Annotated in this window: 12 protein-coding genes and 11 pseudogenes; 11 read left to right on the top strand and 12 right to left on the bottom strand. The window is 58.4% G+C overall.

What is annotated here, in order from left to right; translation table 11 throughout:
- Positions 1-100: 100 nt before the first annotated feature.
- The 3 genes and pseudogenes from EUU22_RS22380 to EUU22_RS22370 form a co-directional block, all read right to left on the bottom strand.
- Positions 101-364 (bottom strand): annotated as a pseudogene (locus EUU22_RS22380) (hypothetical protein); the annotation flags it as partial.
- 86 nt (positions 365-450) lie between these two features.
- On the bottom strand, positions 451-1,227 hold the full coding sequence (gene istB, locus EUU22_RS22375; protein WP_129334183.1) for an IS21-like element helper ATPase IstB: 777 nt from the start codon (positions 1,225-1,227) through the stop codon (positions 451-453).
- Positions 1,228-1,244: 17 nt separating this feature from the next.
- Positions 1,245-1,757 (bottom strand): annotated as a pseudogene (locus EUU22_RS22370) (Mu transposase domain-containing protein); the annotation flags it as partial.
- On the opposite strand from EUU22_RS22370, the pseudogene EUU22_RS22365 reads away from it, so the two are divergent.
- Positions 1,753-2,493 (top strand): annotated as a pseudogene (locus tag EUU22_RS22365) (EAL domain-containing protein); the annotation flags it as partial. The pseudogenes EUU22_RS22370 and EUU22_RS22365 overlap by 5 nt on opposite strands.
- A 177-nt stretch (positions 2,494-2,670) precedes the next feature.
- Here EUU22_RS22365 and EUU22_RS25920 read toward each other — a convergent pair.
- From EUU22_RS25920 to EUU22_RS22345, 5 genes and pseudogenes are all read right to left on the bottom strand, one after another.
- A pseudogene (locus EUU22_RS25920) lies at positions 2,671-2,814 on the bottom strand (IS256 family transposase); the annotation flags it as partial.
- 15 nt (positions 2,815-2,829) lie between these two features.
- Positions 2,830-2,994 (bottom strand): annotated as a pseudogene (locus tag EUU22_RS25915) (SDR family NAD(P)-dependent oxidoreductase); the annotation flags it as partial.
- A gap of 242 nt (positions 2,995-3,236) precedes the next feature.
- On the bottom strand, positions 3,237-3,647 hold the full coding sequence (locus EUU22_RS22355) for a GFA family protein (RefSeq protein WP_129334181.1): 411 nt from the start codon (positions 3,645-3,647) through the stop codon (positions 3,237-3,239).
- Between the two features lie 121 nt (positions 3,648-3,768).
- On the bottom strand, positions 3,769-4,149 hold the full coding sequence (locus EUU22_RS22350) for a cupin domain-containing protein (protein ID WP_129334180.1): 381 nt from the start codon (positions 4,147-4,149) through the stop codon (positions 3,769-3,771).
- Positions 4,150-4,294: 145 nt separating this feature from the next.
- Positions 4,295-5,428 (bottom strand): epoxide hydrolase family protein, encoded by a 1,134-nt coding sequence (locus EUU22_RS22345; protein ID WP_165351270.1) that lies wholly within the window; start codon positions 5,426-5,428, stop codon positions 4,295-4,297.
- A gap of 167 nt (positions 5,429-5,595) precedes the next feature.
- Between EUU22_RS22345 and EUU22_RS22340 the strand changes: the two genes are divergently transcribed.
- Together EUU22_RS22340 and EUU22_RS25910 are read left to right on the top strand one after the other, a co-directional pair.
- The gene (locus EUU22_RS22340) at positions 5,596-6,549 is read left to right on the top strand and encodes a GlxA family transcriptional regulator (protein ID WP_129334178.1); all 954 of its coding nucleotides are present in this window, start codon (positions 5,596-5,598) and stop codon (positions 6,547-6,549) included.
- A 71-nt stretch (positions 6,550-6,620) separates the two neighbouring features.
- Positions 6,621-6,780 (top strand): annotated as a pseudogene (locus EUU22_RS25910) (IS66 family transposase); the annotation flags it as partial.
- A 124-nt stretch (positions 6,781-6,904) separates the two neighbouring features.
- Here the strand turns inward: EUU22_RS25910 and nadE are convergent.
- The 3 genes and pseudogenes from nadE to EUU22_RS22320 form a co-directional block, all read right to left on the bottom strand.
- Entirely contained in the window at positions 6,905-7,759 is an 855-nt protein-coding gene (nadE, locus tag EUU22_RS22330) for an NAD(+) synthase (RefSeq protein WP_129334176.1), read from the bottom strand.
- Between the two features lie 110 nt (positions 7,760-7,869).
- Positions 7,870-8,321, bottom strand: a pseudogene (locus EUU22_RS22325) (carboxymuconolactone decarboxylase family protein).
- A 31-nt stretch (positions 8,322-8,352) separates the two neighbouring features.
- A pseudogene (locus EUU22_RS22320) lies at positions 8,353-8,815 on the bottom strand (Rrf2 family transcriptional regulator).
- Positions 8,816-9,409: 594 nt separating this feature from the next.
- Between EUU22_RS22320 and EUU22_RS22315 the strand changes: the two are divergent.
- The 8 genes and pseudogenes from EUU22_RS22315 (at position 9,410) to EUU22_RS22280 (ending at position 13,621) form a co-directional block, all read left to right on the top strand.
- Positions 9,410-9,724 (top strand): ArsR/SmtB family transcription factor, encoded by a 315-nt coding sequence (locus EUU22_RS22315; protein WP_129334175.1) that lies wholly within the window; start codon positions 9,410-9,412, stop codon positions 9,722-9,724.
- Positions 9,721-10,080 carry an SRPBCC family protein gene (locus EUU22_RS22310; protein WP_129334174.1) on the top strand — a complete coding sequence of 120 codons (360 nt, stop codon included), beginning with the start codon at positions 9,721-9,723 and terminating at the stop codon, positions 10,078-10,080. The genes EUU22_RS22315 and EUU22_RS22310 overlap by 4 nt, the downstream gene beginning before the upstream one ends.
- 44 nt (positions 10,081-10,124) lie before the next feature.
- A complete protein-coding gene (locus EUU22_RS22305; RefSeq protein ID WP_129334173.1) occupies positions 10,125-10,751 on the top strand; it encodes an ATP-dependent Clp protease proteolytic subunit in 627 nt (208 codons plus the stop codon).
- Positions 10,752-10,873: 122 nt separating this feature from the next.
- Positions 10,874-11,935 (top strand): annotated as a pseudogene (locus EUU22_RS22300) (hypothetical protein); the annotation flags it as partial.
- Between the two features lie 49 nt (positions 11,936-11,984).
- Positions 11,985-12,345: pseudogene (locus tag EUU22_RS22295) on the top strand (type II toxin-antitoxin system RelE/ParE family toxin).
- A complete protein-coding gene (locus EUU22_RS22290; RefSeq protein WP_129334172.1) occupies positions 12,335-12,658 on the top strand; it encodes a helix-turn-helix domain-containing protein in 324 nt (107 codons plus the stop codon). The pseudogene EUU22_RS22295 and the gene EUU22_RS22290 overlap by 11 nt, the downstream one beginning before the upstream one ends.
- Before the next feature lie 290 nt (positions 12,659-12,948).
- A pseudogene (locus EUU22_RS22285) lies at positions 12,949-13,202 on the top strand (type II toxin-antitoxin system prevent-host-death family antitoxin).
- Entirely contained in the window at positions 13,199-13,621 is a 423-nt protein-coding gene (locus EUU22_RS22280) for a type II toxin-antitoxin system VapC family toxin (RefSeq protein WP_129334171.1), read from the top strand. Before EUU22_RS22285 ends, EUU22_RS22280 begins: the two are co-directional and overlap by 4 nt.
- 228 nt (positions 13,622-13,849) lie before the next feature.
- Here EUU22_RS22280 and EUU22_RS22275 read toward each other — a convergent pair.
- The coding region (locus EUU22_RS22275; RefSeq protein WP_129334170.1) for a HEPN domain-containing protein at positions 13,850-14,498 on the bottom strand (649 nt) is incomplete at its 5' end.

Genomic DNA, 14,498 nt, shown 5'->3' with positions numbered 1-14,498 from the left:
TCCTATTTTATGCCGAAGCGGGCAAAGCAGAAGTTCTGACCGAGAGCCAGAAACCTATTTAGTCAATCACGAAAGCCGTGGGCCATTCGTTGCGCTCACGGTCAATCGGGAGATCGCTTTCGGCCCGATAGCGTTGCAGGAACTCGGTGACCTCGCCGCTGACGATGTTCTGGACATAACCGCTTCCCGTGAAGGCCTGGGTCATGCGGGTCGCATCGACGTTGAGTTGTATGACCGGTGAGCGACCGGCCAGCAGATCGCGCTGGAAGTTCGGCGGTATATCCAGCGCGAAGGTGTCGAGCCCCTCGTCCATGCGCCTGTCCATCTCGGCGATCGAGATTATCTGCGGATTTCGGATTAACGGGACACCGATTCCGGTAAATCGCGGACGGTCGTTTCATTAATTCCCGGACAGTGTCACGGGATCGACTTTCGACCGCCTGGTTGATGTCAGCGGCTATTGATTTCGTTGTTTTGCGTTTGGGTCAAGAGCGGCCGTGATTTCGGTTTTCGCATGCTGTCGCCTTGGAGGGTAATTCGATGGGCGTTGTGAACGATGCGATCGAGAATAGCGTCGGCGATCGTCGGGTCGCCGATCATCTCATGCCATTGGGCGACCGGCAGTTGCGCGGTGATGAGGGTCGATTTCCTGCGATAGCGCTCTTCGAAGAGTTCCAGGAGATCGCGCCTCTGCTGATCGGTGAGGGCATGCGTGCCCCAATCGTCGAGGATCAGCAGTTGGACGCGGGCGAGCTTGTCGACCAGTCGTGGGAAGCGGCCGTCGAGACGGGCGAGCGCCAGATCCTCGAAGAGCCTGGGCATGCGGACATAGAGAACGGAATAGTCGAGCCGCGCGGCCTGTCGTCCGATGGCGCAGGCGAGCCAGGTTTTGCCTGTTCCCGTTTGTCCGGTGAGGATCAGATGTTCATGGGCTTTGAGCCAGGCTCCTTGCGCGAGCGAGAGGATTTGCCGGCGGTCGAGGCCACGCTTTGCGGCGAAGTCGATGTTCTCGATGCAGGCGTCGGGGAAGCGCAGTTTGGCGGTTACCAGCCGATTGGTCAGGCGCTTGTCGGCACGAACGGCGATCTCCCGGTCGAGCATCAAGCCGAGCCATTCATCGCGGCTGAGATCGTCGCTCGGCGGCTGGTCGGCCAGTTCGCGATAAGCTGTCGCCATCCCGGACAGGCCGAGAGCGAGCATCTGGTCGAGGGTTGGATGAGTGAGCATTGAGAGGCTTCCTTTCTTCACTGGTAATAGGAGCTGCCGCGGATGTTGTTGTGTGGAGGAGCGGGCTTAACCGGCTCGGCGGCAGGCGGAGCCTGATCGAGGCCAGATTTGAGGATGGTGCTGACGGAGGAATAGCTGAGCGCATTGATCGTCAGCGCCCGTTTGCATGCCGCCTCGAGACGCTCGGGGCCGTAGCGACGCGAGAGTGACAGAACGCCCTGCGCAGCGCGGTATCCCTGCTGCGGATGCGGCCTGTCGCGCATCAGCCGCTCGACCAGAATCGCCGTATTGCCGCCGACCTTCGCAGCCTGCTTGATCAGGCTCGCCGGCGTGGTGTTGGCGTAGTGCTGATGCGTCTTCGGCATGTGCTCGCTGACGGTGACGTGCCCGGCGCGCTGCGAGGTGCGGCGGTGGCTGGCGACACGCTTGTGATCGTGGAAGACTTCGACGATCCGGCAGGTCAAGCGAACCTCGACCTGCCGGCCGATCAGGCGATGCGGCACAGAGTAGAAGGCCTTAGAGGCCTCCACTTGTGAGGCGCTTGTGCGATGGACGGATCCGGCAAAGGGGCCGGTGTCCCCCGCCGAGCTCATGCCGATAGCAGAAGAAACCGGTCTGATTGGCCCGCTCGGGGAATCGATTCTTCGTCAGGCATGTACGGAGGCAGCCAAGTGGCCGCCGCATGTCAGCGTGGCCGTGAACCTTTCTCCGCTTCAATTTCGAGACCGACAGCTCGCCGCCACCGTCGCCGACATTTTGGGAGAGACCGGGCTGAATCCTTCGCGGTTGCAGCTTGAAATCACCGAGTCGGTGTTGCTTAACAAAAGTGAGGGGAACCTGCTGGTTCCTCGGCAGATTCGGCAGCTGGCGGTAAAAATCGCGATGGACGATCTCGGGACAGGCTACTCCTCGCTCCGGTACTTGCGAACCTTTCCCTACGACAAGATCGAGATTGATCGCAGCTTTGTTAGCGACTTGCCGACGGGCAAGGAGTCTCTGGCCATCATCCGAGCGGTTGCCGCCATTGGACGAGCGTTGGGAATAACAACAACCGTCGAAGGCGTGGACACGCAGGCCCAATTCGACCTCATCAGGGCGGAAGGTTTCGACGAGGTCCAGGCTTACCTGGTGGCACGCCCCCTGCCCGCCAAGCAGGTGTTGGGGTCATCGAACGAAGGTCAAGGAAGGCGCAAATGGAGACCTATGAACCGCTCCATCATGCGAAAAGCGGCGAGCGCGCCCCCTCTTAATCAGCCTAGAAAATGACGGCCTTGCTCACGTCTCGCGGTTGCCGCTCGCCTCTTCTTCAATAGGACGTCATCGTACGTGCTCTCCCGACAGGCGCACATGCCGCATCATTGAGGACTTCTCGTTAACAATGATTGGTGGGGATAGCTTCCGTCAAGTTGGTGTAACTTGGGGTGTGGGACCGGGCCGTCATGATCAGGCGGCTTTCGGTGTAATTTGAAGTGGCTTCTCCTCCTCAATGGTTTGCGGGTTGAGTTCGGCCATGCCTTCGACCTGCATGTATCGATGCTGAGGCTGCCATTCGTCGTTTGCTTCGAGCAGAACGGCACCGATAAGGCGGACACCCCAGCCTACCCCAGCATTGTCGATGAGGACGTCAAGTCTACCGAACCGTTGGAGAGCCGTTTCGATGACCCGCTCCCAGCCATGGACTTCGGCCACATCGTGGTGGAGGTAGATCGCCTCGCCGCCGCGTTCGCGGATAATGCGTGCCTCTTGGGCGGTGGTGTTACGAAACATCCCAAACGTCCCGCGCACCAGTGACAAATCCACTCTGCTCACAGCGTTCGCTCGCCGTCTTTCGCGGGTTAATTGCCAAAAGCGGCGGCTCTCCCCCAAGGACGCGGTCGACTAGGGCTGCGCGGGGCCGGAACAAGATCCGCTCCCCAGACACGGTAAGGCCGAACGGACGATGAACATCGGAATCTGAGTGGCAACGGAACAGAAAAATCGCCGGAGTTTCTTGCGATGATTTGCGCCCCCTACCAGTCTACGGTTTCATCCGGACCAGACCATTGTGGAGCCAAAGACCTATAATGGAGGAGATCGTCCATCACCGGCCGAACTGCAAATTGGCACTGCATGTGATAGGTCGGGTTGAACAGTTCCTTGGGCAGCAAGTAACCGTTCAGGCCACGCAATTTCAAGGGCGCTACATCGATGAATAGCTTTGTGCCGCAGTCCGAGCAGAAGAAACGCGGGTTTGACTTCAGCGTCCATTGTTTCGGGTCACCCCGCGTAATTCTCACGGCTTCTGCTCGATAAATCGATTCCGGTGCATATGCTGCACCATGGACGGTCTGGCAATCATCGCAATGGCAAAAGATTTGCGCGATCGGCTCTTCAGTAACGTCAATTTCAATGGCACCACACCGACATTGCACGTGAATCATATTCTAAACTCCCAAATAGTTCAGGATGAGCTTACAGGAAACCCGTTGCTACGATACTGGCAATAGCCTGCGCCGCTTAATGTCCGGGCAAGAAAAAATGGTCGCGGCCCACGCGAAACCATCAAGCGGAGTTGCCTTGTCTATGCGTCGCGATGATTTGACGCTCCGCCGCCGTTTCGCGATCGCCTGTATTCGGCGTGCCGGTCGGTTCGATCAGCAGCAGATGAGCTTCATATTGTGCCACAGGCCGATGTTCGACGCCCTTTGGGACAATGAACATTTCGCCGGCTTTCAAATTGATTGTCCGATCCCGAAGTTCAATGACGAGTTCCCCTTCTAAAACAAAGAAGAAGTCATCCGTGTCGGGATGGGAATGCCATGTGAATTCCCCCTGCACTTTGACGACCATAACATCATGACCATTGAACAGGGCTATTGTGCGCGGGGACCAGTGCTGATCGAAGGTTGCTAACTTTTCGGCGAGATTGATGGCATCAGTCATCTTTGGAGCTTCCATTGTTATGTCGAGTATGTCTACGAGTTGCTATCTTGCCGAGCGCAAGCGGCTGTCTCGCCTTCGACTGCTTGCGGGCGCTGCGTCAGCTTGCGATGGTCACCAGGTCTTAGGGTGCCCTGGAGCGAGCGGCTCATCGAAGTGAAGCAAAGAACTCCCGCATGTCGTCAGCGACAACGTTTGGCACCTCCCATTCGGGAAAATGGCCGCCGCGCGGCATGATGGTGAACCGTTGCACGTTATACGAACGCTGGCACCAGGAAATAGGTGCTGGAACCGTGGCACCGTCCCTCAACGGCATCAAAATTGCGGTCGGAACTTCGACCCTACCTTGAACGCCCTGGTCCTTCGCGGCTTCCCGATAGAGCCTAGTGGAGGCGGCACCCGAACCGGTGAACCAATGGAGGGAGAGATTGTCAAGAAGGCGGTCGCGGTCGAATTGCGCATCCGGGTCGTCCCCGCCGCAATCGCCCCAGCGCTGGAACTTCTCCAGTATCCAGCTTGCCAGCCCGACAGGAGAATCGCACAGCGCTGGCACAAGGGTCTCTGGCCGCTGCGCCTGCAATCGCGCATAAGCCGTCTCGGTGATCGCCCACCGGGCGACCTCCGCCTGATATTGCTTTTCGGCGTCGTCCAAGTCCGACGGCACCGGGCTGGCGAACGGCGTGATACCCGAGCGATGGAGACCAATCAAATTCCCCGGATACTTCAAACCCATCTGTTGCATCACGAGACCGCCGTGGTCCGAGCCTCGAACTGCAAAACGTTCGTATCCCAATACGGTCGCCATCAGTTCCGTCATCAAATCAGCGATCCGGGCGAAACCAATTCCCGACATCTTGGGAAAGGACGAGAACGGATATCCCGGCAACGAAGCTGCTATGACATCGAATGAGGGAGTGCCGTCATTCCGCTCCTCGACAAGTAGTGGAATGACGTCAAGCATCTGGACAAAACTCGATGGCCACCCGTGAAGCAAAAGGAGGGGGATGGCCTTTTGCCGCGGGGGCGCGGCCCTAATGAAGTGTATGTCGATTCCCTGGATGCGAGCGACGTAATGTCGGAGTCGGTTGAATTCCCGCTCCCTACTCCTCCAATTGTATCGAGTCCGCCAATCTTCAACGATGTCTCGTAGGTAGGAGGCATCCGTTCCATCTTGCCAATCATAGTCATCAATGGATCCGGGAAAACGAGCCGCTTCAAGACGCCGCCTTAGGTCCTCCACTTGCCTGTCGAGAATAGCTATTTCGAATGGCCGCACGCCCATGGTGGCTCCTGCTGTCTGTTTGTGTCGGAAACACCAATACAGGCGACACTTCTCGGTGTGGCGCTTCAACGGGACAAAGATCCCACTATTTCGGACAATTCGGCGTTGCCAATTGACACCGTGGCGGCATTTTGAATGATGCGGCTGAAATAGCGGAATCCGCCAAAATGAATCTGGACATCGCATTCCTCGTCTTTCCGCAGTTCCAATTGCTCGACCTCAGCGGTCCGCTTGCGGTCTTCAACACGGCAAACCACGTTGCTGGGCCTAACTACAGGACGCATGTCCTATCGCGCGGAGGCGGGCCGGTTTCCTGCTCAGCGGGCGTCGAGGTGGGGACGGTGAAAATCGAGGATCATCTGTTCGACACGCTCTTCGTCGTAGGTGGCGAGCCGTGTAGGCGCGATCCCGACCGACGCTTCATTGCTGACGCTGTCCGCCGCCTCGCGGGCCGAGCGCGTCGGATCGCTAGCGTCTGCACCGGCGCGTTTGTCTTGGCTGAAGCAGGTTGCCTCGACGGGAGGAGCGTCACAACGCACTGGCGACATGTCTCGGCTCTGCAGGCCAGTTACCCGAAAGTCCGGGTCAACCCCAATCCGCTGTTTGTGAAGGACGGCCCGATCTGGACTTCAACCGGCACGAACGCCGGGATCGACCTTTCGCTGGCGATGGTGGAGGAAGACTTGGGGTTAATCGCTGCGACGCGAACGGCGCAGAACATGGTCGTCCATCGACGCCGACCGGGGGGCCAGGCGCAGTTTGCGGAACCCGTCGACATCGCGCCGTCGTCAGAACGGCTGAAACGCGCCTACGAATTCGCCCGCCTACACCTCCATCATAGCCTTTCACTCGGAGATTTAGCCGAGGTCGCCTCGCTGAGCCCCCGCCAGTTCTCGCGCGCCTTTCACGCGGAAACGGGCCTTACGCCGACAAAGGCCGTAGAACGCCTGCGTGGCGACACCGCGCGGCTGTTCGTGGAAACGAGCGACGTGCCGATGGACCACATCGCTGACAAGGTTGGATTCGCGGATGTCGAGCGGATGCGCAGGGCTTTCCTGCGGCTCTATGGGAAGACACCACAAACGCTGAGGCGCGAAGCGAAACAGGAGGGACGACTGTGACAAAAGCGCGGCAAATTCTAAGTCAAGGCAGGATGCTGATTGCGGCGAACGCGCGTGAACCCGGCAAGGGCGATCGGATCGAGCGGCTGGATGCGATTTCAGCGCAGGGGCCGCATCATTGTCACTGTTTGTCGTTTCCGCACTGACGCCGTCGTTCAGGCCCCAGCTCCGCCCCGCTTGATCCGATCGGGTTTGCCGACGGCAGGCACAGTCGCGCATGTACTTGTCTCCCATCCGCCTATCATCTGCCGCTCGAGCACACTACGAGAACATCTACCGGAGAACCCAGAGGCTCATGGAATACGACGGCTCTCGACCCTGCGAGCGCCACTTCCCGCAAAGATTGTTCGAGGCTCTAAGTTCGGCACGATCCTCGTGACGAGGGACTAAAGTTTTCGGGCGCAACCGGCGGAGCCCGCTTGTGTGCAGTTGTCCGGTAGAACTCCAGAATGCGAGCATGCGCCGATCTTCCAATGACTTTGCCTTCTAGAAAATCATCGATCTCCTCGTAGCTCAGACCATATGCATCTTCGTCGGGCCGCAAAGGGGCATTTGTTTCGAGATCGGCGGTGGGCGTTTTGAACACCAAGGTCTGCGGCGCCCCCAACAGCAAGGCTATCGTTCTGATTCGACGTTTATTCAGGCCGGACAGGGGGAGAACATCGGCCGCGCCGTCGCCAAATTTCGTGAAGAAACCCATCAGGGCCTCAGCGGCGTGGTCGGTGCCAACCACGAGGCCCCCGACAGACGATGCTAGGGCGTACTGTGCGATCATGCGCTGGCGCGCTTTGATGTTTCCATGATGGAAATCCTCCCGGGCAGTCTCCGAGAAGCCGCCTGCTCGGCCGCGCAGTTCATCCATGATCGCGTCGGCGGCAGATTTGATGTTGACGGTTACGGTGCGATCGGGACAGATCGTTGCCAAAGCGTTCTGTGCATCGCTTTCGTCCGCCTGTCGGCCATATGGCAGTCGCATCGCCAAGAATTGAGCGTCGTAGCCAGTTTCACGCAGTCTACTAGCTGCCGCTTGCGCAAGAAGTCCGGCAGTCAGTGAATCCACCCCGCCGCTAATGCCCAGAACATAAGCGCGGCCGCCGGCTGCCTTCAAATAGTCACTGAGGAACGCGATCCGTCGCTCGATTTCTAAACCCGGATCGAACGTCACCGAGACTCCCAGTGCCCGAATAATATCCAATTGCTGATTTGTCATGATGATCCTCTAAAGATCCGGTCCGACGGGGCCTTGAAATCCCTGGCGTTCCTCGCTCATAAGCACGCACTCATCCGCGGTTAGCGTATCGAAAGCCGCTGTCACGCAGTCTAGGCTGGCTCCTCGATCGGAGGTAAAGTGCGGAAGCCGACGCAAAGCCGGTTCCAAACGTTGATTGTACCGATTGCGACGGTAATCTTGGTCATTTCTTCATCAGTCAAATACGCCTTCAGCGACTCGTAGACATCGTCCGGCGCTGGCGTCTCTGCGACGTTGGTGAGCACCTCGGTCCAGCCAAGTACAGCACGTTCGCGCTCATCGAAATGAGGCGATTCGCACCAGACGCAGACTAGATTGATCCATTGCCCGCTGAAACCGCTGCGGCGGGCTTCCTTGGTATGCATGTCGACACAATAGGCGCAGCCGTTGATCTGCGAGGCGGCAGCTTGATCAGATGAATCAGGCTAGGCTCAATTCCCGAGCCTTTGACATAACCCTCGAGTGAGGCAACGGCTCTGTAGGCGTCTGGCGCGGCTTTGGCAAAATCGAAACGTGGTTGCATCATCTTCTCCGATGGTTTGGCTGGTTGCATATCAGGCGCCGATGCCCGATTTTCGTTTGTGAAGGGCGAGAGAGCTTTTCGTCCGCGCCGCGATCGCCCCGTCACGGTCGATGGATCTCAAGCCGGCCATGATGTTGGCGACAGTTACGCGCCTGCGCTCTGCGCGATAGGCCTGCTCGGCCCTGAGCATTTCGACATTGATCGTGCAGGGTGCGCCAGGTTTGCAGGCGTAGGGAATTGGGGCCGCGCAGCCGGATCTCGTTGCAACGGAAGGCTGGCTCCGGGCCCTCAACCGCGAGCACGATGTCGAGCAATGTGATCTCTTCAGGCGCGCGGGCGCCCCTGTAGCCGCCTTTCGGCACCGGCATGGCTGCGAGCAGCCTGGCGCCGGACATCGCCTGCAGATGCTTCAGCAAGTAACTCGTCGAAACACCATGGAATTCCGCGAGCGCCGCCGCCGACACCATGCTGCCCGGCTGAAGCCAGCTCAACATGGTCACGCTGTGAATGGCCTGTTCCACACCATCGCCGAGCTTCCTAGTCGCTTCCTATATCGTGGATATCGTATATCCATGATTCGCCTTGGGAGTCAATCGTTCCGGTTGCAGTAGGGGCCCTACAAGCGGCAAGGTCACAGCCGCCCCAGCACGGGCAGATCCTGGAAATGACGATGCCCCGACCATGGCGACGTCGGGAGCATGCACGCACTTTGGGTAGACACCTTGATCATTTGTTTCAGCTTTGTTGTGAGCGAGATCGATGAGGTGACGACCGCCGTCGAGAACAAGATCAATCCAAGGAAATGACGTGACGAAGCCAGCGAACCGAAATGGGCTGGTCGGATGACACCTGAGGATTATCGCGGCCTCACGCCGCTGATCTACAGTCATGTCAATCCTTATGGCCGTTTCGATCTCGATCTCAACAGCCGAATTGATTTTCGGCGGCTGGCGGCGTGAACCGACGGAAACGAAAAACCGTTGCGCTAACCTGTCGCAAGAGCCTAACTCTAATTGGGATTTTTGCGACAACGGAAGCTCCCTCGAAATAGGCTTGCGAATCACATAAGTGTGTGCTTATGTGTTTGCATGATAGAGAATGACTTTTTCCGAGCGTTGGCCGACCCGACCCGCCGCGCGATTTTCGAGAAGCTGGCGGCGGGGAGCATGAACGCCAGCGCCCTGCGGGAAGGCATGGAGATCAGCCAGCCGGCCATGTCGCAACATCTCGCCGTGCTGCGAGCGGCAAAACTGGTGCGGGAGCAACGAGAGGGCCGTTTCGTGAACTATGAGGTCGATCCGGACGGACTTGCCCATATCGCTCAATGGCTCGCGAAATACCGCGCCTATTGGCCCGCCCGCATCGAAGCCCTCAAGGTCTTACTGAAGGATATGGATCAATGAACGACGGGAAGACCAAGGAACAGAATAGCAGCCTCGATCTCGAGTTCGATCTGGACGAACCGCCGCAAAAGGTCTGGCGCGCGGTCAGCATTCCGGAGTTTCGGGAAAACTGGCTTCCGAAAGAAGCTCTGGCCGATACCGGAGCAACCACCATCGTCCCCTGTCAAGAAGTCCGCTATACGTTGCGCGACGAGACCCCGCCATTCCTCGAAAGCACGGTGACGTTCACGATCTCTCCGAACGCGACAGGCGGAACCCGCCTCCGGATCGTTCAAGAGCTGACAGATGCAAAGCTAGTCCGGACGACCATCGCCGCAGCCAACACCAACAGTCCAATATCCATGCTCGCCGCCTAACGCGGCAAGCCTCCCCCCTCAATTCCGGAAGACAGGAGTTCGCTATGCGCGAAGCGATGCAGCTCGTCCCTATGGTCATAGAACAGTCTAGTAGGGGAGAAAGATCGTTCGATATCTATTCCAGGCTTCTGCGCGAGCGGATTATCTTCCTCAATGGCGAGGTGAACGATACGGTTTCGGCGCTGGTCTGCGCACAACTGCTGTTCCTTGAGGCGGAGAACCCGAAGAAGCCGATCAACCTCTACATCAATTCACCTGGTGGCGTCGTGACCAGCGGGCTTGCCATGTACGACACCATGCGCTTCATCCGCGCGCCGGTACATACGCTCTGCATGGGAACAGCTCGCTCGATGGGATCGTTCCTGTTGATGGCGGGCGAGCCTGGCGCGAGGGTCGCCCTACCCAATGCCAGCATCCTCATTCACCAACCCTCCGGCGGCTTTCAGGGGCAGGCATCAGATATGCTGATCCACGCCGAGGAAATCCTGAAGACCAAGCAGCGCATGACGCGGCTCTACGCCGAGCACTGCAAACGGTCCTATGAGGAATTTGAGCGGGGCATGGACCGGGATCGCTTCATGACGGCGGAAGAGGCGTTGGAATGGGGTCTGATCGACCGCATCTTGCATGATCGCGAAGACATAAGGGACGCTGAGACGCAAAACTCCTGACTTTCGTGAGCGCAACGAATGGCCCACGGCTTTCGTGATTGACCAAATAGATTCACCAAATAGGTTTCTGGCTCTCGGTCAGAACTTCTGCTTTGCCCGCTTCGGCATAAAATAGGTTCGGATATTTGGAATGGCGAGAGCAGCGCCGTGGCTTCTACACCAAATGGGAAGAGGACATGTTGATGGTGGCGCAAGCCCTGACGCGTTCTGAAGTTGGCTGGATTCGCCAGCATCCCTAACTCTTGAACAATGTCCGGCCGATCGAAGGTTTGATCGCGTCGGAGGAGATCGAGTTTGCCTTCAATGACTGGCATGGCGCCTGTGATGCGTTTCATCGGCACGCCGCGAACCGCTCCAAGGAGAACCAGCGGGTGATGCGTGTGCATCGTGATCCCTTCGAGCCGATCTTGTGCGTTCTGGAGGCGGATAGCCCATTGGCCGAGTATCGCAAGATCACCGACGAGATCGTGAAGCGCATGCCGGACGAAGATCGCTACCCCCGGGCGGCCGCGGAGGCTGTGCGATCCTTCCTGCTGCTTCGGCTCGGCCTGCATCTGGGGCTTCGGCAGAAGAACCTTCGCCAGCTTCGCGTCTGCCCTCGTGGCGATTTCCCGACGTCCGAACGCAGATTGGAAGACATGAAATGCGGCGAGCTGCGCTGGAGCGATCGCGACGGAGGATGGGAGGTGCTCATCCCGTCGGTTGCCTTCAAGAACTCTGGTTCGTCCTTCTTCGGGCAAAAGCCCTTCCGGTTGATCCTGCCGGACCTGCTCGATCTCTACAAACACCTCGAGGCTTATATTGATCGCCACCGCGGTGTGTTGCTCGGCCCGGCAAAGGATCCCGGCACGCTTTTCGTCAAGACTGTGAAGACGACCAGCCTGGACGCGGCATACGACTCCGCCAAATTCTACGAGGCTTGGCGGACTGTGATCCAGCGGTATGGGATCTACAATCCCTATACCGGTCGCGGCGCCATCAAGGGCCTGCTGCCGCACGGCCCGCACAACCTTCGGGATATTCTGGCGACCCATATCCTCAAACAGACCGGGTCTTACGAGCAGGCAAGCTACGCGATCCAGGACACGCCGGACGTGGTGCAGCAGCACTACGGCCGCTTCCTGCCTCAGGACAAGGCCGCCCTTGCTGCCCGGATTCTGAATCAGGTATGGGAGGCAGCATAGCGTTCCCTTCAAATCTTGATGGATATAGCACTTGGTGCTATATAGCCCAATGACAGAACGAGTGTTCAAGACAGCGTGGTTCGCCACGGCGGCAAAGAAGGCACGGATCTCCGACAAAGTCCTGGCGAAGGCAATCCATCAGGTTACCCTCGGTCAGGCCGACGATCTCGGCGGTGGCGTGTTCAAGAAGCGGCTCAACGACAACATGCATCGTTCAATCGTTCTGGCAAAGGCCGGCGAGTTCTCACGTGTTCGCCTATCTCTTCGCCAAGAAGGATCGGGCGAACATCGAAGACGACGAGCTTCTGGCATTTCGGAGACTCGCAGACCTCTACCGTCGCAAGACGAAAGCCGACCTCGAAGCGGAAATCGAGACCGGCGCACTGTTGGAGATAGACCATGGCGACTAAACGGAAGTTCAAGAGCGACGCCTTCGAGGCGATCCATAGTGCGGTCGAGGGCATGTTTGCAGCTGGAACCATCGACAAGGAAACGATGCGGACCTTCGATGAAGACTGCCTTGTGATCCCGCAAGCGCTGACGCCCGGCGAAATCAAGGCGTTGCGCGAGAACAACCATGTCAGCCAGCCGGTCTTTGCCCATTATCTCAACACGAGCCCGTCGACGGTTCAGAAATGGGAAACCGGGGCCAAACGGCCGAGCGGGTCGGCGCTCAAGCTCCTGTCGCTCGTTCAGAAGCATGGGCTGCAGATGCTGGCATGACGAGATTTCCTCTCGCCCCGCTTCAAAAGCCTGAAACATGCGGACATTTCGCCGCCCCGTTGCCGGTACATTCCGGCGGTTGGGGGCGCCGCTGATGACGCGGATGACGCCGTCGGCGTGGAACGAGGGCATGTCAATCAGCAAGCAAACGAGACTCGTTACTGAGTGAACATGTGGGCGCCTCTACTCCGGCGACGGCAAACGCGAGTATCAACAATCTCTTCCGCCCGAAACTTGTCAGGCCCGGCAAATGTGCTATATGTAGTTACGTACCTACATTGGAGTGCGCGATGATCGTTACGACACTTTCGAGCCGCGAGCTCAACCATGATGTCAGCAGCGCCAAGAAGGCGGCACAGAGCGGACCTGTGATCATCACGGATCGCGGCAGACCTCGCATGTCCTGATGACCTATGAGGAGTTTGAGCGGCTTTCCGGAACGCGTCGCAGCCTTACCTCTGCTCTTTCGATGCCGGGTCTGTCCGACATCGAGTTCGCGCCCGCACGAATCACCATCAAACCTCGCGAAGTCGACCTGTCTTGACTTTCCTCCTGGATACCAATGTGGTCTCCGAGCTTCGCAAGATCGGAGACGGCAGGGCTGATCCGAACGTCGTGACCTGGATCGATGCGGAGGATGCAATCCGGTTCTACATCTCGGCGATTACCATTCTCGAGCTGGAACGGGGCATGCTTGGCGTGCAGCGTCGGGACGCGAGACAAGGTGCACGCTTGCGGTCATGGCTGGACGATCGTGTCCGGCCCGAATTTGCCGGGCGTATCTTGCCGATCGACGACGCCGTCGCCACCCGTTGCGCGCATTTGCACGTTCCCGACCGACGCAATGAAGCCGATGCGCTGATCGCCGCCACGGCCCTGGTTCGTAACCTGACAGTCGTTACACGCAACGTGAAGGATTTCGAAGGAACCGGCGTCATTGTCGTTGATCCCTGGCTGGCCTGATTCGGCGCTGAGCGCTTTTGCCCGGAGTTTTGGCGCAAAACCGCACCGCCCGTCTTCGACATAAAACGACTGATAAGGTTGCATTATCGAGCTTTCTGCTCACGATCCAGAAATCACCGAGTCGTCGACGAAAGCAGCAAAAGTGATGCTCGCGCGAGCGCGCACAGGATCGTCTCAATATTGACCAAGGAGCAGGTGGACGGCCTTCAGGAAATCCACAGCGGCCGATTATCTGACCTCACGCTCCAACTTTGCGAGGTGTTCGGAACACACCGCATTGACCAGATCGAGCAGGATTGCCGTCCGCTCCAGAAGCCACGCAAGGGCTTCTTCGCCGATCTCGAAATGCTTCGAGTAGCGCGCCTTCACATAGGCTTCATTGATGGTGTTGAACCAGGCACGCTCCCGATGCTGATCGCGCGGGAAGGCGTCCGCCAGACGCTGGTCCTGATCCTCCGCGAGTGAGCGGAGGAACTTGATGTTGTGCGACGGCGGACCGTAATTGGTGAGGGTCAGGAGAACGCAGGAATAGGCTTGTTCAAGCGCTTGGTGGAGTTCGAAAGCAGCATTCTCGGAGTAGCCCCTCTCGGACGCGATCCGCGACATCTCCAGAAAACGGGTAGCTGCAACGAACCGCTGGTCAAAATTGTCCTTAGCCACCCGCAGACGATCGGCAGGCTTCAGCGGCTTCGGTTCAGCGAGCGGCTCGTCGTCGAGCTCGTAGAGAACGATGCCTTCCTTGCGGATGTCCGAGAAGAAATACTGTCCCTCCCTCAGATAGGTATTCACCTCCCTGCGCGAATGAACGATGAAGCTGACCGGCGTGCTGATGCCGGGATCCCGCATCAGCCGGTCGGCTGCCTTGTTCCAGTAGGCG

Origin of the sequence: Ciceribacter ferrooxidans (assembly GCF_004137355.1) — a bacterium.
Lineage (GTDB): Bacteria > Pseudomonadota > Alphaproteobacteria > Rhizobiales > Rhizobiaceae > Allorhizobium > Allorhizobium ferrooxidans.
This window is presented reverse-complemented; position numbering and strand designations above follow the sequence as displayed.

Excerpts from the sequence above, each read along its gene's own strand:
- istB (WP_129334183.1), bottom strand. The coding sequence starts at position 1,227 with ATGCTCACTCATCCAACCCTCGACCAGATGCTCGCTCTCGGCCTGTCC.
- EUU22_RS22355 (WP_129334181.1), bottom strand. The coding sequence starts at position 3,647 with ATGATTCACGTGCAATGTCGGTGTGGTGCCATTGAAATTGACGTTACT.
- EUU22_RS22350 (WP_129334180.1), bottom strand. The coding sequence starts at position 4,149 with ATGACTGATGCCATCAATCTCGCCGAAAAGTTAGCAACCTTCGATCAG.
- EUU22_RS22345 (WP_165351270.1), bottom strand. The coding sequence starts at position 5,428 with ATGGGCGTGCGGCCATTCGAAATAGCTATTCTCGACAGGCAAGTGGAG.
- EUU22_RS22340 (WP_129334178.1), top strand. The coding sequence starts at position 5,596 with ATGAATCTGGACATCGCATTCCTCGTCTTTCCGCAGTTCCAATTGCTC.
- nadE (WP_129334176.1), bottom strand. The coding sequence starts at position 7,759 with ATGACAAATCAGCAATTGGATATTATTCGGGCACTGGGAGTCTCGGTG.
- EUU22_RS22315 (WP_129334175.1), top strand. The coding sequence starts at position 9,410 with ATGATAGAGAATGACTTTTTCCGAGCGTTGGCCGACCCGACCCGCCGC.
- EUU22_RS22310 (WP_129334174.1), top strand. The coding sequence starts at position 9,721 with ATGAACGACGGGAAGACCAAGGAACAGAATAGCAGCCTCGATCTCGAG.
- EUU22_RS22305 (WP_129334173.1), top strand. The coding sequence starts at position 10,125 with ATGCGCGAAGCGATGCAGCTCGTCCCTATGGTCATAGAACAGTCTAGT.
- EUU22_RS22290 (WP_129334172.1), top strand. The coding sequence starts at position 12,335 with ATGGCGACTAAACGGAAGTTCAAGAGCGACGCCTTCGAGGCGATCCAT.